The sequence below is a fragment of the Gulosibacter massiliensis genome, from assembly GCF_900626105.1.
Classification (GTDB): domain Bacteria; phylum Actinomycetota; class Actinomycetes; order Actinomycetales; family Microbacteriaceae; genus Gulosibacter; species Gulosibacter sediminis.
Genome location: NZ_UYZX01000002.1, coordinates 545,626 through 569,573, shown reverse-complemented (window position 1 = coordinate 569,573; position 23,948 = coordinate 545,626). Strand labels below are relative to the sequence as shown.

Sequence of the window (23,948 nt, the reverse complement as noted above, 5' to 3'; positions counted from 1 at the left end):
CCTGCCCGGAGCGCCGGGCGCTAGTGCGACTCTCATAACTCGTGGACCGAAATTAGGGGGTCATGCCAGTAGTAGCACCACTCCCACCTGACCCCTCGAAGCCAAATAGGACGTCATCGATGGCGGCCTGGCGGCAGTCGTCAACAACAGCCTCCAGATCCGCGGAGGTGGTGGAGGGTGGGGCCGGAGTCTTCGTGCCTGCGGAGATCCCGGCACTCCCAGTCGCACAACCCGCGAGAAGGATGACGGAAAGGACGGCAAGAACGATCATTCGGCGCATGTGTGCATGCTAAGCAGGTTTCCGACAAGCCGTGAGAGAACCTGACGCAGTTGAGCTAGGACGACGGCTGCCCATGTCACGAGCGGGCACGACAAGTTGTCCAACGTATCGTTGACTGGAAGCTTCGACAGAAGGCACCCCTAAATGGGCCCCATTAGCCACTTTCTCTAGAAGCTTGAAGCTCATCGAACGCTTGCGTGCGACCGCATCGGGCCGTCTCGCGCGAGTTTCGGACCCCGTCTGCGGCCACTCACAGATGGGCCGATCGGACCATACCAACGATAGAGTGACCAAGCGACCCTGGCGCGACGAAGTGCCGACAGGAGCGACGAGTGGCGCGATCCTGACGGCGCCGGTCGTCGCTCACAGCGCCACTTGCGGCGCAGGCGGCGGCGTCAGGCGTCGGCGTCGGCGTCGGCGTCGGTGTCGGTGTCGGTGTCGGCAGCAAGCCCTGCCACCGCATCCGGGCCGCCGTCGAGCAGCAGGCGGAAGCCGTCGGCGTCAAGCACCGGGATGCCGAGCTCTTCCGCCTTCGTCAGCTTCGAACCCGCGCCGGGGCCCGCCGCAACGAAGTCGGTCTTCTTCGAGACCGATCCCGCCGCCTTGCCTCCAGCTGCGATGATCGCCTCCTTCGCGCCCTCGCGCGTGAAGCCCTCGAGCGTGCCGGTTGCGACGATCGTCAGGCCGGTGAGCGGCCCCTCGACTTCCTCCCGAGCGCCCGGGCCCGGGTGACCGGGCGTCGCCCACTGCACGCCGGCGGCGGTCCAGCGGTCGACGATCTCGAGGTGCCAGTCGACCTGGAGCCACTCGGCGATGGACTCGGCAATGATCGGGCCCACGCCCTCGACGGCCGAGAGCTCTTCGACCGAGGCCGCGCGAATCGCGTCGAGCGAGCCGAACCAGTCCGCGAGCGCGCGCGCTGCAACCGGCCCCACGTGGCGGATGTTCAGCGACACGAGCAGGCGCCACAGTTCCTTCGTCTTCGCCTTCTCGAGCTCGTCGAGCAGCTTCTGGGCCTGCGTCGACGCACCGTACACCGGCACATCCTTCTTGAACCCGGCCTTGCGGCGCTCGGCGGCGGTCATGCCCTCGGCCTCGGGCGCGTAGGTCTTCGCCTTGACGACGCGGAAAGGTGTGCGCTGGCGCGAGGCGCCGTCCGCATCCACCTTCGGCTCGCCGGTATCGGCGTCGCGCACCGTCACGACGATCGGCACGAGCTCGTCGAGCGTGAGGTCAAACAGCGCAGCCTCGGTCACGAGCGGCGGTGTCTCAGGCTCATCGGGCTGCGTGAGCGCCGCGGCCGTCACCTCGCCGAGCACCTCGATGTCGAGGCCTGAGCGCGAACCGATGTGCTCGACGCGGCCGCGCACCTGCGCCGGGCAGCTGCGGGCGTTCGGGCAGCGCAGGTCGACGTCGCCCTCCTTCATCGGCCGCAGTTCGGTGCCGCACTCGGGGCACGTCGCGGGCATCTCGAAGGGATGCGCATCCTCCGGCCGCTCGGCGAGCACCGGCCCGAGCACCTCGGGAATCACGTCGCCCGCCTTGCGCAGCACCACCGTGTCGCCGATCAGCACACCTTTAGCGCGCACCACATCCTGGTTGTGCAGCGTCGCGAAGGTGACGGTCGAGCCCGCGACGTGCACCGGCTCCATCACGGCGTACGGCGTGACGCGGCCCGTCCGGCCAACGCCGACGCGCACGTCGAGCAGCTTCGTGTGCACCTCTTCGGGCGGGTACTTGTAGGCGATCGCCCAGCGGGGCGCCCGGGCGGTCGCGCCGAGCTCGTCGTGCATCGCGAGGTTGTCGACCTTCACGACGACGCCGTCGAGCTCGTGCTCGATCGAGGCGCGGCGCTCGCCGTACTCCGCGACGTACTCGGCCACGGCGTCCGCCGACTCGAGCACGCGCGTGTGCGGGCTCGTCGGCAGGCCCCAGCTCGCGAAGAGCTCGTAGTAGTCGGACTGGTTCTCGAGGCGCGGCGCGGCGACCGCACCCTGCTCCCACGCGCCGATGCCATGCACGTACATGCTGAGGCGGCCGAGGCGCTTGCGCATCAACTCGAGCTTCGTGCCGGTCTTACCCTCGCGCTTCTGGCGCAGCGAGCCGGATGCGGCATTCCGCGGGTTCGCGAACGGTGGCTCCCCCGCCGCGACCTGCTCTTCGTTGAGGGCGCGGAAGTCGTCGACGCGGAAGAACACCTCGCCGCGCACCTCGACCAGATCGGGGATGCCCTCGCCCGCGAGCTGCTGCGGGATCGCCGCGATGTCGGCGATGTTCTCGGTGACGTCCTCGCCCGTGCGGCCATCGCCGCGCGTCGCGGCGATCGCGAGCTTGCCCCGCTCGTACGTGAGCGAGATCGCGAGGCCGTCGATCTTGATCTCGGTGAGCCAGCGCACCTTGCCGCCGGCCGCCGCATCCGTGCGCTCGAGCCAGGCGCGCAGCTCTTCGACCGAGAAGACGTTGTCGAGCGAGAGCATCCGCTCGCGGTGCGTCACCTCGGCGAAGAGCGAGGATGCGCCGCCGCCGACCACCTGTGTCGGTGAGTCCTGCGACTGCAGCTCGGGGAACTGCGCCTCGAGCTCGCGCAGGCGCGCCATCGCCGCGTCATACTCGGCGTCGGCGACGAGCTGCGTGTCGCCCTCGTAGTAGGCCGCCGACCACTCGGTGAGCTGATCGGCGAGCCGATCGGCCTCCGCGCGAGCCTCATCGAATTCCAGGGCGGGATCGCGGTCGGCCATGGCTAGCTCCTCTTGGCGCGGCGTTCGCGCACGACCGATTCGGCCGCGCGCAGGGAGGCCCCGAGGAGCCATTCGGTCTTGTCTTTGAGCCGCTTCTCGGCGCGCGGCTCGCTCACGGTGTCGCGGTAGACGAGCGCGACGCCGAGTACGAAGATGACGACGGCGACCGCGACGAACACCCAGAACCAGAGCTGGTCGGGCTGCATGAGGAAGATCGACGCAGCGAGCACGCCACCCGCAATGATGAGCCAGAGCAGCACGGCGAGGATCCAGTCCTTCACGCCGAACGGCCGCGCCGGCTGCGTGCATTGCCGCGCGAGCTGCTCGGCCTCGCGGCGGAACTTCGCGTCGAAGTCGGCCCGGAGCTTCGTCTCGTCGTCGATGTGCTTGTAGCCTCGGCCCCACCGCTCGGCCTGATCGCTGAGGCGGTCGAGCGCCTGCCCATCCTTGAGCTGGGGTGCGGCTGCGCCGGTCAACTGGCCTCCTTGATAACGCCCGCGGGCTCGAGGTCGAGCTGCGAGGTCGCGGTGTCGATGGTGAACTGGCCGAGCACGCGGCTGCCGACGTAGATGACGGCCGACTGGCCGGTCGCGACGCCGACTAGCGGCTCGTCGACGCGCACGGCGATCTCGATGCCCGGCTCGGTCGCGTCGGGTCGCGTCGAGCGCGCGGCGCGACGGATGCTGCAGGTGCCGGGCTGCGGGTCGGCGTGGGCGCGGATCTGCACGTCGCAGCGGAACTCGGTGATGTCGGGCGCGGCGCCGGCCCAGCTGAAGCGCTGGCCCGCGATCTCGCCGACCGCGAGCGCCTCCTTCGGCCCGACAGTGACGGTGTTCGTCGCCGGGTCGGTGCCGAGTACGAAGCGCGGACGGCCATCGGCGGCGGGGCGCGTGAGGTTCAGCCCCTTGCGCTGACCGACCGTGTACGCGCTCGCGCCCTGGTGCTCGCCGAGCACCTCGCCCGAGCGGTCGACGATCGCGCCGGGGCGCATCGGGATGTGCTCGCCGAGCCAGGCGCGCGTGTCACCGTCGGGGATGAAGCAGATGTCATAGCTGTCGGGCTTGTTCGCCGTGACGAAGCCGCGCTCGCGCGCCTCCTCACGGATCAGCTCCTTCGACGGCGTCGCGCCGAGCGGGAACCAGCAGTGCTCGAGCTGCTCGGCAGTGAGGACGCCGAGGACGTACGACTGGTCCTTCGCTTCCTCCGACGAGCGGTGGAGCTCGCGCTGGCCGTCCTCGCGGTCGATGACCTCGGCGTAGTGGCCGGTGACGACCGCGTCGAAGCCGAGGTCGAGCGCCTTATCGAGGAGCGCCGCGAACTTGATCTTCTCGTTGCAGCGCAGGCACGGGTTGGGTGTGCGGCCCTGCGCGTACTCGGCGATGAAGTCGTCGACGACGTCGAGCTTGAATCGCTCGGAGAAGTCCCAGACGTAGAACGGGATGCCGAGCGCGTCGGCGACGCGGCGCGCGTCCATGGCGTCCTCGATCGTGCAGCAGCCGCGCGACCCCTGCCGCAGCGTGCCGCCCGCGCGAGATAGCGCGAGGTGCACGCCGACCACCTCGTGGCCGGCCTCGACCGCGCGGGCCGCCGCGACCGACGAGTCGACGCCGCCGCTCATTGCTGCAAGAACCTTCATAACCCGACTAGTTTACGAGCCTCGCCGCAGAACCACGAGGGCGGTGCTCAGGGCTGCCCGACTGGGCCGCGCACGGCGGGTCACCTGGGTTCGCTGCCACAACTGTCCCGTATACGAGGTCATGAGGGATATACCCCTTATGACCCGCTATGTGGGAAAGCTGTGGCAGCGACCCTTCGTAACGTCCTACTCGCGGCGCTCGGCGACGTACTCCGCGCAGACGGAGACGATCGCCTCGCCGTCGCTGATGGCCTCGGCGACGTCCTGGCGCGTGGCCACGGGGCGCTTGTCGTCGGGGTACTCGGTGCTGTTACGGACCTGCCGCATCCAGTCGAAAGCCGCGAGGGTTTCGGCGTGCTGCGGCATCAGCAGCTGCACCGCCCTCCCGGTGATGCGGTGCGCACCGCCCATGGCGCGCACTCGGAGCCCCTCGCAGGCCAGCACGGCTACGAGCGCCTTGCGCACCCCGTCATAGGCCGCCGTGAACGCCATCGCCGCATCGTCAGTGCCGGCGAGGAGCCGGGCGGTGCCGAGATGTGTCTGAGCCGTGGCGATCAACCGTTCGGCGTGCGGGAGGTTGACCGGCACCCGCTCGAGCTTGCCGGACTTCACCAGCGAGCCGATCGTGTCCATGTCACGCCCCCGACTCGGTGAGGCGGAGCGGCACGAGCGGCCGCGACTTCACCGTGGCGATAAAGGGGGTCGGGTCGGCGGACGCCCAGTCCTCGGGCGCGACGCGGGTCACGTTCACCTCGAGCCCGACCCGGTCGGAGGCCTCGGCCGCCACCGCCGCGAGCGCGCGACGGGTCGGGGTTCCCACAACGAGCACGTCGATGTCGCCCGGAAACGCGCCGGTCTCTCCGAGTCGCCGCGCCGCCCACGACCCGTAGAGATACGCGTCCTCGATGCCCTCGACGCCGCTCAGCAGCTCGCGCAGCACCGGTTCGGGGCCGTAGGTCGCCGCGATGAGCTCACTCATCGCGGCGAAGAGCGGATGCTCGCGGTTCGCGCGCACGAGCCGGTTGCGCCCCTCGCGCTCGTCCACAAGCACACCCTCTTCGACAAGGCGCGCGAGCTCCTTGTGGGCGTGGCTCGGGACGAGCCCGGTTCGGCGCGCGAGCTCGGCGAAGGAAAACCGCTCGTCGGGGTGCCCGAGCGTCTCGGCGAGGAGCGCGCCGAGCGCATCCGACCGCACGAACGGCGTCAAGGCAGACCGACTGTTATTCACAAAACGAGAATATATGTTCACGTTTCGAGAATCAATATCGAGCCTAGTCAGCGGACTCGGCGTAGAGGGTCGCGTAGGCGCCGCCGGCGGCGAGGAGCTCCTCGTGGGTGCCGCGCTCGACGATCTCGCCGTGGTTCAGCACGTGGATCACGTCAGCGTCGCGGATCGTCGAAAGCCGGTGGGCGATCGCGACGACGGTGCGGCCACGGCTCGCCTCGTCGATCGCCGCCTGCACGTGCCGCTCGCTCACCGCATCCAGGGCGCTCGTCGCCTCGTCGAGCACGAGCACCGCCGGGTCCTTGAGCAGCACCCGCGCGATCGCGATGCGCTGCTTCTCGCCGCCCGAGAGCCGGTAGCCGCGCTCTCCCACTACGGTCTCGTACGCGTCGGGGAACGACATGATCTGCTCGTGGATGCTCGCCTTCCGGCACGCCTCCTCGAGCTCCTCCAGCGTCGCGCCGGGCTTCGCGAGCCGCAGGTTCTCGGCGATCGTCGCGTGCACGAGGTACGACTCCTGGCTCACCATGCCGACGTTCGCGACGATGTCGGCGCGGCGCAGCTGCTTCACGTCGGTGCCGGCGAACTTCACCACACCGTCGGTCGCGTCGTAGAGCCGCGCGGTGAGGTAGGCGATGGTCGACTTGCCCGCACCGGATGCACCAACGAACGCCACGAAGTTGCCCGCCTTCGCGGTGAACGACACCCCGCGCAGGGTCGCGGGCTCGTCGGGGCGCTGGTCGGGGTAGCGGAAGACGACGTCCTCAAACTCGATCTCGCCGACTCGGTCGGCCTGCAGCGGCTTTGGCTCGGCGGGGTCGACGATCGCGGGCTGCAGGTTGAGGTACTCGAAGATGCGCGCGAACAGCGCCTTCGACGTCTGCACGTCGAGGCCCGTGCGCATGAGGCCGAGCAGCGGCCGGCGCAGCTGCGTGTTCACGCTCGTGAACGCCACAATCGTGCCGGCGGTGAGCGTCGCCCCGCCGGTAATCAAATAACCAGTGACGACATAGATGATGACGGGTATCAGCGCCATCACGACCCCGACGAACGCGAAGAACCGCTGGCCGGCCATCGCCTGCTCGATCTGCAGGCGCACCTGGTTCTGGTTCGCGTCGCGATGGTCGGCACTCGCGGCGACCTCTCGACCGAGGGTCTTCGTGAGCAGCACGCCCGACACCGAGAGCTGCTCCTGCGTCATCGCCGTCATGTTCGCGAGCGACTGCTGCGTCTTCGTCGCGATGCGCGCCCGGCGCTGGCCGACGCGGCGCTGCAGGATGAGCAGGGGCGGCAGGATGATCAGCGACAGCACCGCGAGTTGCCAGCTCAACACGAACATCGCGACGACCGACGCGATCGTCGTGACGATGTTGCCGACGATCGAGGTGAAGGTGTTCTGCAGCGTATTCGCGACGCCGCCGACGTCGTTCTGCAGGCGCGACTGCACCTCACCGGTCTTCGTGCGGGCAAAGAACGCGAGCTCCATCTCCTGCAACCGCTCGAACAGGCGCACGCGCAGGTCCGCGGTCACCGAGTTGCCGACCTTCGCGGTGAGCCAGGTCTGCCACACCGAGATCGCGGCACTCACGAGCAGCACCGCGACCATCGCACCGGCGACCCACCAGAGCGCGACGAGATCCGGGCCGCCGCCCCCGGTCGGGAACAGGCCGCGGTCGAACGCCTGCTGCGTGAGCAGGGCGGGGGCGACGCCGAGCGCGGCGGTGATGAGCACGAGCACCATCGCGGTGATCAGCGGCACGCGGTACGGCATGAACAGGCCGCCAATGCGCCGCCACAGGTGCGGCACCTCGGGGGAAGAATCGTTCTGTTCGCGCAGCACCGACTCGTCGGTCATGCCCCGCCCCATCCCCCGAGGGTGCATCATCGTCATGGCACCAGCGTAGGCGGGGCCACCCTACAAATCGGGGACTAAATCGATTAAGCTACCGTCGTTCCCGCCGGATACAAGGAGGTCACCGTGCCCCAGAGCCCCATCGATGTCGTTGAGGCGAGCATCGCCGAACTCCGCGCTGCCCTCGAGGCCGGCCGCGCCACCGCGGTCGACCTCGTCGAGGCCTACCTCGCCCGCATCGACGCGTACGACGGCGAGCTCAACTCGGTCGTCGTCCGCAACCCGGATGCGCTCGCCGAGGCCCGCGCCTCCGACGCCCGCCGCGCCCGCGGCGAGACCCTCGGCCCGCTCGACGGCATCGCCTATACCGCGAAGGACAGCTACATGGCGCGCGGCTTGACCGTCGCATCCGGCTCGCCCGCGTTCAAGGATCTCGTCGCCCAGCGCGACGCGTTCACGATCGAGCGCCTCCGCGCCGGCGGCGCGATCCTCCTCGGGCTCACGAACATGCCCCCGATGGCGAACGGCGGCATGCAGCGCGGCGTCTACGGCCGCGCCGAGAGCCCGTACAACCGCGCGTGGCTCACCTCGGCGTTCGGCTCGGGATCGTCGAACGGCTCGGGCACCGCGACGGCCGCGTCGTTCGCGGCGTTCGGGCTCGCGGAGGAGTCCTGGTCGTCGGGCCGCGCGCCCGCCTCGAACAACGCGCTCTGCGCCTACACCCCCTCGCGCGGCGTCATCTCGATGCGCGGCAACTGGCCGCTCGTGCCGACGATGGACGTCGCGGTGCCGCACGCGCGGAGCATGGCCGACCTGCTCGAGGTGCTGGATGAGGTGGTCGCCGACGACGCCGAAGCGCGCGGGGATTTCTGGCGCGTGCAGCCGTGGGTGCAGATTCCGGCGGCGTCGGCGGTGCGGCCGGCGTCGTACCCGGCGCTCGCCGAGACGGCGTCGCTGCGCGGCAAGCGCTTCGGCGTGCCGCGCATGTACATCAACGCCGACCCGGATGCGGGCACCGGCGACCAGCCCCGGTTTGGCGGGCCTACGGGCATGGCGATCGAGACGCGCGCGTCGATCATGGATCTCTGGCGCGCGGCGCGGGCCGACCTTGAGGCCGCGGGCGCGGAGGTCGTCGAGGTCGACTTCCCCGTCGTGAGCAACTACGAGGGCGACCGCCCCGGCGCCCCGACAATCGGTACCCGCGGCCTGCTGCCCGAGGGGTACCTCGACCGCGAGATTCTCGAGCTCTCGCTCTGGTCGTGGCACGACTTCCTCGACGCGAACGGCGACCCGCGGCTGCACCGCCTCGCCGACGTCGACGAGGAGCTCATCTTCCCGCACCCCGAGGGCGCACTCCCCGACCAGTACGGCTCGCTCGACTTCGACATCCGCCAGTACGTCTGGTTCGCGCGCGAGCACGGCATCCCGGCGCTCGAGGAGATCCCGACGATCGCCGAGGGCCTCGCCGGGCTCGAGGCGACCCGCCGCATCGACCTCGAGAACTGGCTCGACGCGCTTGAGCTCGACGGCGTGCTCTTCCCTACCGTCGCCGACATCGGGCCGGCCGACATGGACGTCAACCCCGCCTCGGCCGCGCTCGGCTGGCGTAACGGCGTCTGGGTCGCGAACGGCAACCTCGTGCCGCGGCACCTCGGCATCCCGACCGTCACGGTGCCGATGGGCACGATGGCTGACATTGGGATGCCCGTGGGGCTGACATTCGCCGGTCGCGCCTACGACGACTCGGCCCTGCTCAGCTACGGCGCGGCGTTCGAGGCGCTGCGGCCGCGGCGCACCGAGCCCGCCGGGACGCCGCGGCTCTAGCGACTCCCAGGCGGCTCGCCTAGGTTGCGGCAGCGAGCGCCGAGCCCGCGCGCATCCGCACAGGAGGAAGCATGAGCACCGAGCAATTCACCATCGTCCGCGAATTCGATGTCCCGCGCGAGGTCGTCTGGCGCGCGTGGACCGACCCCGAGGTCGCCGCCCAGTGGTGGCACCCGCACGGCCTCGTCACTCCGGCCGAGTCCGTCGAGATCGACGCGCGCCAGGGCCGCGGCTACGAGTACACGATGGTCGACGAGGCGATCGGCCGGGAGTGGCCGACCGGCGGCATCTACTTCGAGGTGCGCGAGCCCGAGCGGCTGAAGTTCACGTGGACCGACCCGGCCGACCCCGATGACGAGCCGGCGATCATCACGATCGATCTCCGTGAGTTCGAGGGCGGCCGCTGCGAGATGACGTTCCATCTGCTCGGCCTCTCCGACGATCGCGACGACGAGGATGGCGTCTACGGCGGGTGGTCGGAGTCGTTCGAGGAACTCGCCCAGGTGCTCGCGAGTTAGTTTGCGTCGCCGCCCGGCGCGTCCGGTGAGCCGTGACCCGGCGCATCCTGGCCCCGCGTGTGGGAGCCGCCGAGCGCATCCGCCTCGGGGCCGTCGACGACGGGCACCGCCGACGTCGCACTCTCGCGAGGGTCGGTGCCGGTGACGCGGCCAAGCTGGTCCATGAGGTGGTAGATGACGAGCGCCGCGAGGGTGCCGAGGGCGATGCCGTTGAAGATGATGCCGCCGAAGTCCCAGGTGACGTTAGCGATGCCGACGACGAGCGCGACGCCCGCGGTCATCTGGTTCTTCGGCTTCGCGAAGTCGACCTTCGCGTCGACCCACATGCGGATACCGACGATGCCGATGAGGCCATAGAGCACGAACGTGACGCCGCCGAGCACGCCCGCGGGGATCGAGAAGATGAGCTCGCCGACCTTCGGACTCATGGCGAGCAGGATCGCGGCGATGCCCGCCACCCAGTACGCGGCGGTTGAGTAGACGCGCGTCGCGCTCATGACGCCGATGTTCTCGCCGTACGTCGTCGTCGGCGAGCCGCCGAACGTCGCGGAGACGGCGGTCGCGATGCCGTCGGAGGCGAGGGTGCGGCCGACCATGTGGTCGAGCTTGCGGCCGGTCATCTGGCCGACCGAGGTGACGTGGCCGACGTTCTCGGCGATGAGTACGAGGATGACCGGGAGGAACATCGGCAGCACCGAGAGGTTGAACTCGGGGGTGTGGAACTCGGGCAGGCCGATCCAGGCCGCGTCGGCGACGCGCGAGAAGTCGACCTCGCCGCGGATCACCGCGAAGACGTAGCCGACGATGACGCCGAGGAGCACCGACACCCGGCCGAGGATGCCGCGGAACAGGGCGGTGCAGAGCACGACCGCGAAGAGGGTGACGACCGCGGTCGGCGCCGACTGCTGGAAGTTGTCGTACGCCGTCGGCGCGAGGTTGAAGCCGATGAGCGCGACGATCGAGCCCATGACGACCGGCGGCATGAGCACGGAGATCCAGCGGGTGCCGACGGCCTGCACGAGCAGGCCGATAAGCGCGAGCGCGACGCCGGTGACGAGCACGCCGCCGAGCGCGACCGCCATGTTATGGGATGCGGTGGCCGCCATGATCGGCGAGATGAACGCGAAGCTCGAGCCGAGGTAGCTCGGCACCTTGTTCTGCGTGATCAGGAGGAACAGGAGCGTGCCGACGCCCGAGAACAGCAGCGTCGTCGACGGCGGGAAGCCGGTGAGCAGCGGCACGAGGAAGGTCGCGCCGAACATCGCGATGACGTGCTGGGCGCCGATGCCGATCGTGGTGGGCCACGAGAGCCGCTCGTCGGGGGCGACCACCTCGCCGGGTTTGACGGTTCGACCGTTGCCGTGCAGCTTCCACCTAAACATGCGCTCCCCTACTCCTTCGACGCTCGCTAGCTGTCAATTCTCCCCCATCGGCTCTCCCAACCGGCACACTCGCCGATCGGCGCTGCTAGCGGGGGCGGTTGGAGAGGCCCGCGCGGCGGGCCGTTTCGTAGGCACCCGGGAGCGCCGCCAAGAGCGCCTCGACGTCGGCCGGCGTCGAGTCCCAGCCGAGCGTGAAGCGCAGGGCGCCGCGGGCCGTCGCCTCGTCATCGCCCATCGCGAGCAGCACGTGGCTCGGCTCCGGGATGCCCGCCTGGCACGCCGAGCCGGTCGACGCCGACAGCTGCGCCATGTCGAGCAGGAACAGCAGCGAGTCGCCCTGCGCGCCCGGGAATGTGAAGTGCACGTTGTTCACGAGGCGACCGGCCGCATCCGTCTCGGGGTCGGCGCCGCGCAGTCGCGCCTCGGGCGCCGCCGCGCGAATGCCCCGGATCAGCTCGTCGCGCAGCCCGCGCAGCCGCTCGCGTTCCCCCGGCGCGACCGCCTCGTCGAGCGCCGCCGCGAACGCCGCCGCGCCCGCCACATCCTGCGTGCCGCTGCGCAGCCCGCGCTGCTGGCCGCCGCCGTGCACGAGCGCCTCGACCGTCGCATCCCGCGACACGACGAGCGCCCCGACGCCAACCGGCCCGCCGACCTTGTGCGCCGACACGCTCACCGCCTGCACGCCCCACCCGCGCAGGTCGACGTCTTCGTGCCCGAGCGACGCCACCGCGTCGATGTGCACCGGCACACCGAAGCGCCGGCCGAGCTCGCCGATCTCGCGCACCGGCTGCACCGTGCCGACCTCGTTGTTCGCGTGCAGCACCGAAATCACGGCCGTGCGCGCAGCATCCGACTCCAGCAACCGCTCGAGCGCCGCGAGGTCTACGCGACCCACTGCATCCACCGGCACGAACTCGACCTCGGCGCCCTGCCGCGCCACGAGCCACTCGACCGCGTCGAGCGTCGCGTGGTGCTCGGCGCGGGTGGTGAGGATGCGCGGCCGCGTCGGCGCGCCCGGGTTGGCGTTCTGCGCCCACCAAAATCCCTTGAGCGCGAGGTTGATCGCCTCGGTGCCGCCGGAGGTGAGCACGACCTCGATCGCCTGCGCGCCGAGGTGCCGCGCGAGCCGCTCGCGGGCGACCTCCAGGCTCGCGCGGGCGCTCTGCCCGTGCGCGTGAATCGAGGCCGGGTTGCCGACGCGCTCGTGCGCCGCGAGCCACGCCGCCCGGGCCGCGGGGCGCATCGGCGTGGTCGCCGCGTGATCGAGATATATCGGCATGCTCCCAATTGTAAAATCGGTGGTCTATGCAGGCGCACGACCTTCCGCAACTCGGCCTTCACACCGGCACCCTCAGGGTCTGGTCGCACCACGCGAGCGAAATGAAGCTCGTGCTCTTCGACGATGCCGGGGTCGAGGATGCGCGGCTCCCGATGCGCCCCGACGGCGACATCTGGTCGGTGGCGACCGAGCGGCTCACGCCGGGCCGCCGCTACGCGCTCTCGGTCGACGGGCCGAGCGGCGGCGTGCACCGCTTCAACCCCGAGCGCTTCGTGCTCGACCCGTACGCTCGCCACGTCGAGAACCTCGGGGATGCGCGCGAGCCGCGCTGGGTCGGCGTCGTCACCGAGCCCGAGCCGTTTGACTGGTCGCCGAAGCCGGCGACCAAGCTGCAGGACTCGGTGATCTACGAGCTCCACGTCAAGGGCTTCACGAAGCTCGCCGAGTTCGTGCCCGAGGAGCTGCGCGGCACGTACGCGGGCCTCACGCATCCGAACATCATCGCCCACCTGCAGCGCCTCGGCATCACTGCCGTCGAGCTGCTGCCGGTGCAGGCCTTTACGAGCGAGACGCACCTGCGCCGCGCCGACACGACGAACTACTGGGGCTACAACACCCTCGGCTTCTTCGCGCCGCACGCCGACTACGCGACGGCCGCGGCCCGGGCCGCGGGGCCGGATGCGGTCGCGCGCGAGTTCAAGGAGATGGTGCAGGGGCTCCACGACGCCGGCATCGAGGTGCTCCTCGACGTCGTCTACAACCACACCGCCGACGAGGGCGACACCGGCGAGCCGGTGCTGTTCGCGGGCATCGACCGTGCGAGTTACTACCGGCACCTCGACGGCGAGCAGTTGCTCGACGTCACGGGCTGTGGCAACTCGCTCGACACGAACCTCCCCGCCGCGCAGCGCCTCGTGCTCGACTCGCTGCGGTACTGGACGCAGGAGTTCGGCGTCGACGGCTTCCGCTTCGACCTCGCCGTCACTCTCGGCCGCGGTACCGACCACGCCTACCACCGCGACCACCCGCTGCTCCAGGCGCTCACTAACGACCCGGTGCTGCGCGAAACGAAGCTCATCGCCGAGCCGTGGGACGTCGGAACGGGCGGCTGGCAAACCGGCAACTTCCCCGGCGACGAGGAGTTCAGCTGGGCCGAGTGGAACGACGAGTTCCGCGACCGCGTGCGCAGCTTCTGGGTGCACAGCTTCTCGCAGGCGCGCATCACGGGCCAGCACCGGCAGGGCCTCGGCGAGCTGTCGACGGCGCTCGCCGGTTCGTCCGACCGTTTCAATGACGCCCGCGGCCCGCTCGCCTCGGTGAACTTCATCACCGCCCACGATGGCTTCACGCTGCGCGACCTCGTGAGCTACAACGTGAAGCACAACCTCCTCAACGGCGAGCTCGGCCGCGACGGCACGAACGACAACCGCTCGTTCAACTTCGGCCGCGAGGGCGACAGCGCCGACCCGCTGATTGACCGCAGCCGCCAGCTCGCGATCCGCAATCTGCTCGGCACGCTGCTCATCTCGGCCGGCGTGCCGATGCTCGTCGCCGGCGACGAGTTCGGGCGCACGCAGCGCGGCAACAACAATCCGTACAACCAGGACAACGCCGAGTTCGGCTGGGTCGATTGGAACCTCACCGGCCCGCAGGAGGCGCTGATTCCGCACGTGCGCCGGCTGATTCAACTGCGGCAGGAGCATCCGGTGCTGCGGCCGCGCCGCTTCAACCACACCGACACGACGCGCTCCGAGGCCGCCCGCCTGAGCTGGTTCGACCCGCTCGGCGAGCCGATGCACGACTGGCAGTGGCACACGCCGACGCTGCGCTCGCTGCAGTTCCTCGCCTCGACCGAACTGCCCGGCGACGGCCGCGACCGCGTACTCGTGCTCATCCATGGCGTCGAGGACCCGGCGCCGTTCCGCATCCCCCGCGGCCCGAAGATCGACGGCTACCGCCTGCTCTGGGATTCGAGCGCCGAGCACGTGGCCGAAATCGACTCGGATGCGATGAGCGTGCTGGTGCCCGGGGACCGCCTGCGCATGGTCGGCCCCTCGATGCGCATCTACGCTGCCCTGTAACCGAACTCGCTCAGCCGCCGCGCGGGTACAGACAAGCTTTGGGCGCGGTTGCTAGCGTCGGATGCGTGGCAACGACAGCTGGCATCAACGCGAATGACCCCCACGAGTTCCCGAGCGACTACACCCCGCGCTACGGGCGCATCCCCGTCATGCAGCTGCAACCGCAGCTCGACGACAACCGCTTCCCCTCCCGTGCCTCGGTCGGCGAGGTCGTCCCGTTCCAGGCCGTCGCGTTTCGCGAGGGCCACGACCTCATCGGCACCGAGCTCGTCCTGACGTCGCCCGAGGGCGCGACCAAGCGCATCCGGATGCGTCCCGGCCGCCCCGGCCTCGACGAGTGGGTCGCCGCGGCGCAGGTCACGAGCGCCGGCACCTGGAGCTGGCATGTCGAGGCCTGGGGCGACGACTTCGCCACCTGGCAGCACAACGCCGAGATCAAGGTGCCCGCGGGCATCGACGTCGAGCTCATGCTCGAGGAGGGCGCCCGCGTGCTCGAGCGCGCGGCCGCCGACACCGCCCTCACCGCGGCTGAGCGCGACACGCTCCTGCAGGCCGCGATCGTCGCCCGCGAGACCTCGCGCCCGTCGCAGGCGCGCCTCGACGCCGCGACTTCGGATGCGGTGCTCGAGCTCATCGCGCAGCACCCGGTTCGCAGCCTGGTCACGCCGTCCGACACCCGTGAGATTCGCGTCGAGCGCGAGCGCAGCGGCTTCGGCGCCTGGTATGAGCTGTTCCCCCGCTCCGAGGGCGCGAGCCGAAAGGACGACGGCAGCTGGGCCTCGGGCAACTTCCGCACTGCCGCCGCCCGCCTCGACGGCGTCGCGGCGATGGGCTTCGACGTGGTCTACCTGCCGCCGATCCACCCGATCGGCCGCACCAACCGCAAGGGCCCGAACAACACGCTTACCCCAGGCCCCAACGACCCGGGCTCGCCCTGGGCGATCGGCGCCGCCGAGGGCGGTCATCGCGAGGTGCACCCCGACCTCGGCACGATCGATGACTTCACTGCGTTCGTCGAGCGCGCCGAGGAGCTCGGCCTCGAGGTCGCGCTCGACCTCGCGCTGCAGGCGACGCCCGACCACCCGTGGGTCGCCGAGCACCCCGAGTGGTTCACGACGCTCGCCGACGGCACGATCGCCTACGCCGAGAACCCGCCGAAGAAGTACCAGGACATCTACCCGATCAACTTCGACAACGACCGTGCGGGTATCTACCGCGAGGTGCTCGAGACGGTTGAGTATTGGATCGGCCTCGGCGTGCACATCTTCCGCGTCGACAACCCGCATACGAAGCCGCTGCAGTTCTGGGAGTGGCTGATCCATGAGATCAACGCACGCCACCCCGAGGTGATCTTCCTCGCCGAGGCGTTTACGCGCCCCGCGGTGATGCATTCGCTCGCGAAGGCCGGCTTCCAGCAGTCCTACTCATACTTCACGTGGCGCAACACCCGCGAGGAGCTCGAGGAGTTCCTCACCTCGGTGTCGCACGAGACGAGCCACTTCATGCGGCCGAACCTCTTCGTGAACACCCCCGACATCCTCACCGAGTACCTCCAGCACGGCGGCAGGCCCGCATACGAGGCGCGCGCCGTGATCGCGGCGACCGCGGCCCCGAACTGGGGCATGTACGCGGGCTTCGAGCTCGTCGAGAACGTCGCGCGCCCCGGTTCGGAAGAGAACATCGACAACGAGAAGTACGAGTACAAGGAGCGCGACTGGGCCGCCCGCGAGGCCGACGGCTCGTCACTCGCCCCGCTCATAACGAAGCTCAACGAGATTCGCCACGCGCATCCGGCTCTCGCGCAGCTGCGCAACTTCGAGGTGCACGACGCCGACTACGACCAGATCCTCACGTTCTCCAAGCACCTCTCCGGCACCTACACGCCCACGGGCATCGACGACACGATCATCGTCGTCGTGAACCTCGACACCGCGAATACGAACATCGCGAACGTGCACCTCGACCTCGAGAAGCTCGGACTGCCCGCCGCGAGCGCCTTCGGCGTTGTCGACCTGCTCAGCGGCCAGCGTTGGACGTGGCGCTCGTCGAACTACGTGCGACTCGACCCCGGCCAGGCGCACGTGCTGCACGTGCAGCGCTAACCCGAATCTCGCCCGATCCACCCCGTACAGGAGACGCCGCAGTCATGAGCACGCCAACCGCATCCACCCAGCCGAATCTCGGGCCGATCATCCCCGACGGGGAGCTGCTCGCACTCTCGGAGGGGCGCCACTCGGGCCCGCACGGCGTGCTCGGTCAGCATGAGCTCGACGGCGGCGGCGTGTGCGTTCGCGTGCGCCGCCCGCTCGCCGACTCGGTCACGGTGCTGCTCGCCGACGGTGGGCGCGTGCCGCTCACCCACGTCGCGCACGGCATCTGGGCGGGCGTGCACGAGCAGGGGCTGCAGCCCTACCGCATCGAGGCCCGCTACGGCGGCGGCACGACCGACGTGGCCGAAGACCCATACCGATTCCTACCCACCCTCGGCGACACCGACCTCTACCTGTTTGGCGAGGGCCGGCACGAGGAGCTCTGGCGCTCGTTTGGAGCGCACGAGCGGGTGATGGATGCGGTGCGCGGCACGGCGTTCAGTGTCTGGGCCCCGCACGCCGCGGCGATTCGCGTCGTCGGCTCATTCAACGACTGGGATGGCGCGCGACACGCGATGCGCAAGCTCAACGAGCAGGGCGTGTGGGAGCTGTTCATTCCCGACGTCACCGCGGGGCACTCGTACAAGTTCCAGATCCGCACCGCTGAGGGCACGTGGATCGACAAGGCCGACCCGCTCGCCCGCTCGGCCGAGGTGCCGCCGAACACCGCATCCGTCATCACCGCCGCCTCGCAGTATGAGTGGGGCGATGACAACTGGCTCGCCTCGCGGGCGACCCGCGACCCCCACAACTCCCCCATGAGCGTCTACGAGCTGCACGCCATGTCGTGGCGCCAGGGCCTGAGCTATCGCTCGCTCGCTGACGAGCTCATCGACTACCTCGACGAGATGGGCTTCACCCACGTCGAGTTCATGCCGCTCGCCGAGCACCCCTTCGGCGGCTCATGGGGCTACCAGGTCTCGGGCTACTACGCGCCGACGTCGCGCCTCGGCACGCCCGACGAGCTGCGCTACCTCATCGACCGCCTGCACCAGGCGGGCTACGGCGTGCTGATGGACTGGGTGCCCGGGCACTTCCCGAAGGATGCGTTTGCTCTCGCCCGCTTCGACGGCCAGCCGGTCTACGAGCACCCCGACCCGCGCCTCGGAGACCAGCAGGACTGGGGCACGCACGTCTTCGACTTCGGCAACTCGCAGGTGCGCAACTTCCTGGTCGCGAACGCGCTCTACTGGCTCGAGGAGTTCCACATCGACGGCCTGCGCGTCGACGCGGTCGCCTCGATGCTCTACCGCGACTACTCGCGCGACGACTGGCTACCCAACAAGGACGGCGGCCGCGAATACTACGAGGCGATCGACTTCCTCAAGGAGGTCAACGCGACCGCCTACAAGCGCAACCCCGGCATCGTCATGGTCGCAGAGGAGTCGACGAGCTTCCCCGGCGTTACAAAGCCGACAAGCATGGGCGGGCTCGGCTTCGGGCTGAAGTGGAACATGGGTTGGATGAACGACAACCTGCGCTACTTCGAGAAAGACCCGATTCACCGCAAGTGGCACCACGGCGAGCTCACGTTCTCGTTCGTCTACGCGTGGAGCGAGCAGTACGTGTTGCCGATCTCGCACGACGAGGTCGTGCACGGCAAGGGCTCGATGTTCACGAAGATGCCGGGCGACGACTGGCAGAAGGCCGCGAACCTGCGTGCGTTCTACTCGTACCAGTGGAGCCACCCGGGCAAGATGCTGCTGTTCATGGGCCAGGAGTTCGGCCAGACGCAGGAGTGGAGCGAGGCCCGCGGCCTCGAATGGTGGCTGCTCGACAACCCGACGTTCTCGGGCATCCAGCGCTACGTCGCCGAGCTCAACCAGCTCTACCGCGACGTGCCGGCACTCTGGGAACTCGACAACGAGCCCTCGGGCCTGCAGTGGATCAGCGGCGGCGACAGCGACAACTCGCTGCTCGCCTACCTGCGCCGCGACCGCTCGGGCGGCGTCATCGCGTGCATCCACAACTTCTCGAACCAGCCGCTCGAGAACTACCGCCTCGGGCTGCCCGAGGGTAACTGGCGCGAGGTGCTCAACTCCGACGACATCGCGTTCGGCGGTGGCGGCGTCACGAACGGCGAGGTACGCCTCGAGGCCGACGGCTGCAACGGCTTCTCGCACTCGGCCGCACTGCGCATCCCGCCGTTGGGCGCGACGTTCCTGCTGCGCGACGAATAGCCGCGCAGCACACGAACAACTAGAACTCGAACCCTTCGGGGAACGGGTCGCTCGGGTCGAGCAGGTACTGGCCGATGCCGGTCACCCACGCGCGGCCGGTGATGGTCGGGATGACCGCGTCGTATTCGCCGACCTTGGTCTCGGCGATGAGGCGGCCGGTGAACTGGCTGCCGATGAACGACTCGTTGATGAAGTCGGTTTCGAGCGGCAGCTCGCCGCGGCTGTAGAGCTCGGCCATGCGGGCCGAGGTGCCGGTGCCGCAGGGCGAGCGGTCGAACCAGCCGGGGTAGATCGCCATGGCGTGGCGCGAGTACTCGGCTGTCGAGCCGGGTGCGATGAACTCGACGTGGTGCACGTGGTCGAGACCCTCGATCGTCGGGTGCTTCGGCGGCTGCGTCGCGTTGATCGCGTCCATGATCTTCAGGCCGGCCTGCAGAATCTGCTGCTGGTTCTTTCGATCAAACTCGATGCCGACGTCGTTGAGGTCGACCATCGCGTAGAAGTTCCCGCCGAACGCGAGCGAGTACGGCACCGTGCCGAGCCCCGGCACCTCGACCTGCGCATCCAGCCGCTCGGTGTAGCTCGGCACGTTTTCGATCGTGACCGAGTCGGCGTGGCCGTCGGACACCGCGACGCGCGCGATGACGAGGCCGGCGGGGGTGTCGAGGCGGATGGTGGTGACGGGCTCGACGACCTCGACCATGCCGGTCTCGACGAGCACCGTCGCGGTGCCGATCGTGCCGTGACCGCACATCGGCAGCAGGCCCGACACCTCGATGTAGAGCACGCCAAAGTCGCAGTCCTCACGGGTCGGCGGCATGACGATCGACCCACTCATGGCGCCGTGGCCGCGCGGCTCGGTCATGAGCAGCCGGCGCAGGTGGTCGAGGTGTTCTTGGAAGTAGAGGCGCTTGTCGTTCATCGTCTCGCCGGGGATCGGCGCAAATCCGCCCGTGACGACGCGCGTCGGCATGCCCTCGGTGTGTGAGTCAACGGCAGAGAACAGGAGTTTCGAACGCATCAGCTATCGCTTTCTTCGGTGCTGTTGGTGGGTGCCGCGGCGCCAGCGGTGGCGAGGTCGGCGAGGCGGATGGGCGCGACGATCGGGCGCCGGTCGGTGCGTGCGCCGTCGCCGACGGCATCGCCGGTCGCCTCCACGAGCAGCGCCTCGACGTTGCGACCGCAAATGCGCCCCTGACAGATGCCGAGGCCGGCCCGCGTCGTGAGCTTCGTCGATCGGATGCCCGCCGAACCCGTCACCGCGACGGCGTCGCGGAAGCTCTTCACGCTCGTCTCTTCGCAGCGGCAGAGCGTCGTGTCGTCACTGAGCCATGAAGTCCATCCGGGGCGGATACCGTGGGCGGCCTCGAGGCGGCCGGCGAAATGGGTGAAGGTGGCGCGCTGTCGCACCGCGCGACGCAGTTCGGGGTCGACGACGTCGCCGCCGGCGGCGCAGTGGCCCGCAATCTGCCCCTCGTAGAGGGCCGCGTCGCTGCCGCCGATCGAGGTGATCTCACCCGCGGCGTAGACGCCGTCGACGCTCGAGCGCTGAGTGTCATCGACGCGCACGAACTTCTGCGGCGAGATGTCGCAGCTGGCGGCGATCGCGAGCTCGATGCGCGGCGTGAAGCCGTGGCTCACGCAGACCGCGTCGGCCTCGTAGCACCGCTCGGTACCCTTGATCGGGCGCCAACTACGGTCGACCTTCGCAACGGTGACGGCCTCAACGCGGTCGGTGCCATGCGCCTCGATGACGGCGCGGCCGGTCTTGTACGGCACACGGTGGCGCACGTGCGCGCCGACGTACTCGAGCAGTTCGCCCGCCTTGTGGGATGCGCCAGCGAGCTTCCAGGGGCGGTCGACAACCCAGCCGCCCAGGTTGCGGACCGGGTTCGCCTCGAAGACGCCGACAACGTTCGCGTTCGCCGACACGAGCGAGGTCATCACTGGCAACAGGAACGGCCCAGCACCGGCGATGACGACCTTCTGCCCGAGGGCGATGCGCTCACTCTTCGCGAACGCCTGCGCCGCGCCCGCAGTGAAAACCCCGGGGAGCGTCCAGCCGGGGAACGGCAGCGTGCGGTCGTGCGCGCCGGTCGCGAGCACGAGCGCATCCGGCTCCAACTGGAAGGTCTCTCGGTTGCCGGAGTCAACCGTGCCGCGGGCGATGTTCAGCACAATGTGGCCGGTCGGGTCGTGCTCGAGCGACCAGACCTGTGCGTTCGTCAGCACCTTGCAGCTCGCCGAGCCGAGCACGGTCTCGCGCAGCCGCGTGTAGGTCGCCCAATTGTGGTGCAGCCGCGCCTCCTGCGCGCCGGCGCGCTCCTGGGGCAGGTGCCGCCAGAACTGCCCGCCGAGTTCGTCGCCCGCCTCGAGCAGGGTGACCCGAGCATCCGCCGAGATCGCGGCCGCGGCCGCGGCAAGACCCGCCGGCCCGCCACCGACAACCACCACGTGCCGATTGCGTGAGTGTTCCCCCGCCATCAGTGCTTCACCTCCGGAAGTTCGTCGTGCTGCGGGCAGACGACGTCGCCATCCCGCACCCGGCGCTGGCACGCGCGCACGTCGCGCTCGTCGTTCACCGTGACGATGCAGTCGAAGCAGACGCCGATACCGCAGAAGAGGCCACGGGGTCGGCCGTTGACGCTCGTCGTGCGCCACGAATCGATGCCGTTGGCGAGCAGCAGCCCGGCCACGGTCTGGCCCGCCTCACCCTCGAGTGGCTTGCCGTCAAACGTCGCCGTGAGGCGCGCGGACGCACGGCGCTCGATCGGATCGTCTTCGGCGCGGATGAGCCGAGCGGTCATGCGGCCTCCTTGAGGTAGCTGGCGAGCGAGGGGCGGCGCAGATCGAAGGGCGCAGTCTCGATCGGACCGAACGAGCTGCGCGGGGTGCCACCGAGGATGCGCGCGGCGAGGATCTCGGCGGTGACGACCGAGAGGCCGATGCCGGCGCCCTCGTGACCCGAGGCGACGAAGAGTCCCGGCACGCGCGGGTCGTCGCTCGCGACGGGCAGGTGGTCTGGCATGTAGGGGCGGAAGCCGCCGTAGCTGCGCATGATGCTCGCCTCCCCGAGGAATGGAAACACCCGCAGCGCCTTCTGCGCCATCTCGCTCAGCACGCGGGCCCGCATCGACTCGTCGAAGCCGACTTGCTCGCGGCTTGAGCCAATGAGCACGGTGCCGGCCTGCGATGATTCGATCACCGCGGCCGTCTGCAGCGCCGCGTCGGCTGACTGCGTCGCGCCGAAGTAGTCGCCGTCGTAGACCTTGTGAAACACACGGTGCGGCATGCGCGAGGTGACGAGCACGTTGCCGCGACGCGGCGCGATCGGCACGGGCGCGCCGAGCCGCTGCGAGAGTTGCCCGGTCCACGGTCCCGCGGCCACGACGACCGACTTTGCGGCGATCTGGCCGGAGCTCGTCTCGACGCCCGCGACCGCGCCCGCGGCGTCGCGAACGAGCCCCGTCACCTCGGTGCGCGCGAATACCTGCGCGCCGTGCTTCTTCGCGACCGCGAGCAAGCCCTCGGTCGCGATGGTCGGCTGGATCTGCGCATCTTCGGGGTAGTACACCGCGGCGGTGCACTCCGGGTTGAGCCACGGCTCGCGCTCGAGCGCCTCGTCGATCGTCAGCACGCGCGCGTCGATGCCCGCCGCACGCTGCTCCCCCGCGAACTCGAGCAGCGGCTGCGCGCCCGACTCGGTCGTCGTCACGACGATGCCGCCCTTCGGCTCGAACTCGAGCGATGGCATGCCCGGACCGAGTTCATCCTCGATCTCGCGCGCAAGCGTCGGCCACATCGCGAGCGAGTGCCGGGCGAGGTCGAGCTCCGGACCCGGCCCCTTGTCTGAGACGAGTAGGTTGCCCTCGCAGTGGCTGCTCGTGCCGGATGCGGGGAGCGAGCGATCGAGCACGGCGACGGATGCGCCGCGGGTCGCGAGTGCGTGGGCGCAGGCAGCGCCGACAATGCCCGCGCCAATGACGACGACGTCAAAAGCCATATTCGCTCCCTGATGTCACTTCTGCGTGAGTAATATGTCACACATTAAAGCGTGGGATGCACGCTTCGCAAGCAGCCCCACCGAGCAGAGGGCTACTCGGTTTCGTCGCGCCCAGCCCAGATACCGACCGTGTGGCCGACGTGACGGCGCATGATCTCTTCAGCGAGGTCCATGTCGTGCGCGACCAGGGCATCCACGAGCTCGTGATGCTCAGCGGCCGAGGCATCGAGGTGTCCCGATTCAGCCATGCGCTGCAGGTTTGACAGTCGCGCGCGCGTGCGCAGGTCGTCGACGAGCTGTGTCAGCATCGCATTGCCAAGCATCGACGTCAGGCGCGAATGAAACTCGACGTCGGCCTCGAGGTAGAGCTTGAGGTCGACATCCTTCGCACCCTGGGTAATGCGGTCGGCGAGCTCGCGCATCTCAGCCTCGCGCGCGAGGTCAAACTTCGGCGCGAGGTCGCGCATGCTCGGCGGCTCGAGCAATAGGCGAATCTTCGCGAGCGACTCGAGCTCCGCATCCGACACTTCAGTAACGCGGAAACCTTTGTTGCGCACCGGGTCGACGAGCCCACGATGCGCAAGATCGAGTAGCGCCTCGCGCACGGGCGTCGCCGAGACCTCGAATTTTACCGCCAGAGTGGGCACCGTGAGCAACTCCCCCGGCGCCAGTTGGCCAGAGACGATCGCGGCCGACAGCGCTCGCTCGACCTGCGCGCGCAGACTCGGGCGGCTCGCAACATCGGCAGCAATAGAAAAGGCCATGCGATCACGCTCCTTCAGGTTGTCCACGCGGCTGCC

The 23,948-nt window shown here is 69.4% G+C and carries 18 protein-coding genes; 5 read left to right on the top strand and 13 right to left on the bottom strand.

Going from position 1 to position 23,948, the window contains the following annotated elements; all coding sequences use genetic code 11:
• Positions 1-675: 675 nt before the first annotated feature.
• The 6 genes from ligA to EJL01_RS12385 form a co-directional block, all read right to left on the bottom strand.
• On the bottom strand, positions 676-3,018 hold the full coding sequence (gene ligA / locus EJL01_RS12410) for an NAD-dependent DNA ligase LigA (protein WP_125107937.1): 2,343 nt from the start codon (positions 3,016-3,018) through the stop codon (positions 676-678).
• A 2-nt stretch (positions 3,019-3,020) separates the two neighbouring features.
• A complete protein-coding gene (locus EJL01_RS12405) occupies positions 3,021-3,494 on the bottom strand; it encodes a hypothetical protein (protein ID WP_125107936.1) in 474 nt (157 codons plus the stop codon).
• Positions 3,491-4,654, bottom strand: a complete 1,164-nt coding sequence (gene mnmA / locus EJL01_RS12400; RefSeq protein WP_125107935.1) for a tRNA 2-thiouridine(34) synthase MnmA — start codon at positions 4,652-4,654, stop codon at positions 3,491-3,493. Before mnmA ends, EJL01_RS12405 begins: the two co-directional genes overlap by 4 nt.
• Positions 4,655-4,840: 186 nt before the next feature.
• Positions 4,841-5,287, bottom strand: a complete 447-nt coding sequence (locus EJL01_RS12395) for a HEPN domain-containing protein (RefSeq protein ID WP_125107934.1) — start codon at positions 5,285-5,287, stop codon at positions 4,841-4,843.
• Position 5,288: 1 nt separating this feature from the next.
• Positions 5,289-5,861, bottom strand: a complete 573-nt coding sequence (locus tag EJL01_RS12390) for an ArsR family transcriptional regulator (protein WP_125107933.1) — start codon at positions 5,859-5,861, stop codon at positions 5,289-5,291.
• Positions 5,862-5,925: 64 nt separating this feature from the next.
• Positions 5,926-7,770 carry an ABC transporter ATP-binding protein gene (locus tag EJL01_RS12385; protein ID WP_125107932.1) on the bottom strand — a complete coding sequence of 615 codons (1,845 nt, stop codon included), beginning with the start codon at positions 7,768-7,770 and terminating at the stop codon, positions 5,926-5,928.
• Between the two features lie 87 nt (positions 7,771-7,857).
• On the opposite strand from EJL01_RS12385, the gene EJL01_RS12380 reads away from it, so the two are divergent.
• Positions 7,858-9,555: an amidase gene (locus EJL01_RS12380; RefSeq protein ID WP_206427738.1), complete on the top strand. Its 1,698-nt coding sequence runs from the start codon at positions 7,858-7,860 to the stop codon at positions 9,553-9,555.
• A gap of 71 nt (positions 9,556-9,626) precedes the next feature.
• Complete coding sequence (locus EJL01_RS12375) at positions 9,627-10,073, top strand: SRPBCC family protein (protein WP_125107931.1); 447 nt, start codon at positions 9,627-9,629, stop codon at positions 10,071-10,073.
• Here EJL01_RS12375 and EJL01_RS12370 read toward each other — a convergent pair.
• Entirely contained in the window at positions 10,070-11,455 is a 1,386-nt protein-coding gene (locus tag EJL01_RS12370) for a uracil-xanthine permease family protein (RefSeq protein WP_125107930.1), read from the bottom strand. The two genes, EJL01_RS12375 and EJL01_RS12370, sit on opposite strands and share 4 nt — an antisense overlap.
• Before the next feature lie 85 nt (positions 11,456-11,540).
• The gene (locus EJL01_RS12365; RefSeq protein ID WP_125107929.1) at positions 11,541-12,734 is read right to left on the bottom strand and encodes a cysteine desulfurase family protein; all 1,194 of its coding nucleotides are present in this window, start codon (positions 12,732-12,734) and stop codon (positions 11,541-11,543) included.
• A 26-nt stretch (positions 12,735-12,760) separates the two neighbouring features.
• On the opposite strand from EJL01_RS12365, the gene glgX reads away from it, so the two are divergent.
• The 3 genes from glgX (at position 12,761) to glgB (ending at position 19,145) form a co-directional block, all read left to right on the top strand.
• Positions 12,761-14,815 carry a glycogen debranching protein GlgX gene (gene glgX, locus EJL01_RS12360; RefSeq protein WP_125107928.1) on the top strand — a complete coding sequence of 685 codons (2,055 nt, stop codon included), beginning with the start codon at positions 12,761-12,763 and terminating at the stop codon, positions 14,813-14,815.
• Positions 14,816-14,880: 65 nt separating this feature from the next.
• Positions 14,881-16,917, top strand: a complete 2,037-nt coding sequence (locus EJL01_RS12355; RefSeq protein WP_431834735.1) for an alpha-1,4-glucan--maltose-1-phosphate maltosyltransferase — start codon at positions 14,881-14,883, stop codon at positions 16,915-16,917.
• 44 nt (positions 16,918-16,961) lie between these two features.
• Positions 16,962-19,145 carry a 1,4-alpha-glucan branching protein GlgB gene (glgB, locus tag EJL01_RS12350; RefSeq protein WP_125107927.1) on the top strand — a complete coding sequence of 728 codons (2,184 nt, stop codon included), beginning with the start codon at positions 16,962-16,964 and terminating at the stop codon, positions 19,143-19,145.
• Between the two features lie 19 nt (positions 19,146-19,164).
• Here the strand turns inward: glgB and EJL01_RS12345 are convergent, their stop codons facing one another.
• From EJL01_RS12345 to EJL01_RS12325, 5 genes are all read right to left on the bottom strand, one after another.
• Positions 19,165-20,166 carry a proline racemase family protein gene (locus tag EJL01_RS12345; protein ID WP_125107926.1) on the bottom strand — a complete coding sequence of 334 codons (1,002 nt, stop codon included), beginning with the start codon at positions 20,164-20,166 and terminating at the stop codon, positions 19,165-19,167.
• Entirely contained in the window at positions 20,166-21,629 is a 1,464-nt protein-coding gene (locus EJL01_RS12340; protein ID WP_125107925.1) for an NAD(P)/FAD-dependent oxidoreductase, read from the bottom strand. Before EJL01_RS12340 ends, EJL01_RS12345 begins: the two co-directional genes overlap by 1 nt.
• Positions 21,629-21,952 (bottom strand): (2Fe-2S)-binding protein, encoded by a 324-nt coding sequence (locus tag EJL01_RS12335; RefSeq protein WP_125107924.1) that lies wholly within the window; start codon positions 21,950-21,952, stop codon positions 21,629-21,631. The genes EJL01_RS12340 and EJL01_RS12335 overlap by 1 nt, the downstream gene beginning before the upstream one ends.
• Positions 21,949-23,148, bottom strand: coding sequence for an NAD(P)/FAD-dependent oxidoreductase (locus EJL01_RS12330; protein WP_125107923.1), 1,200 nt, complete (start codon positions 23,146-23,148; stop codon positions 21,949-21,951). Before EJL01_RS12330 ends, EJL01_RS12335 begins: the two co-directional genes overlap by 4 nt.
• Before the next feature lie 92 nt (positions 23,149-23,240).
• Positions 23,241-23,912: a GntR family transcriptional regulator gene (locus EJL01_RS12325; RefSeq protein ID WP_125107922.1), complete on the bottom strand. Its 672-nt coding sequence runs from the start codon at positions 23,910-23,912 to the stop codon at positions 23,241-23,243.
• Positions 23,913-23,948: the final 36 nt, after the last annotated feature.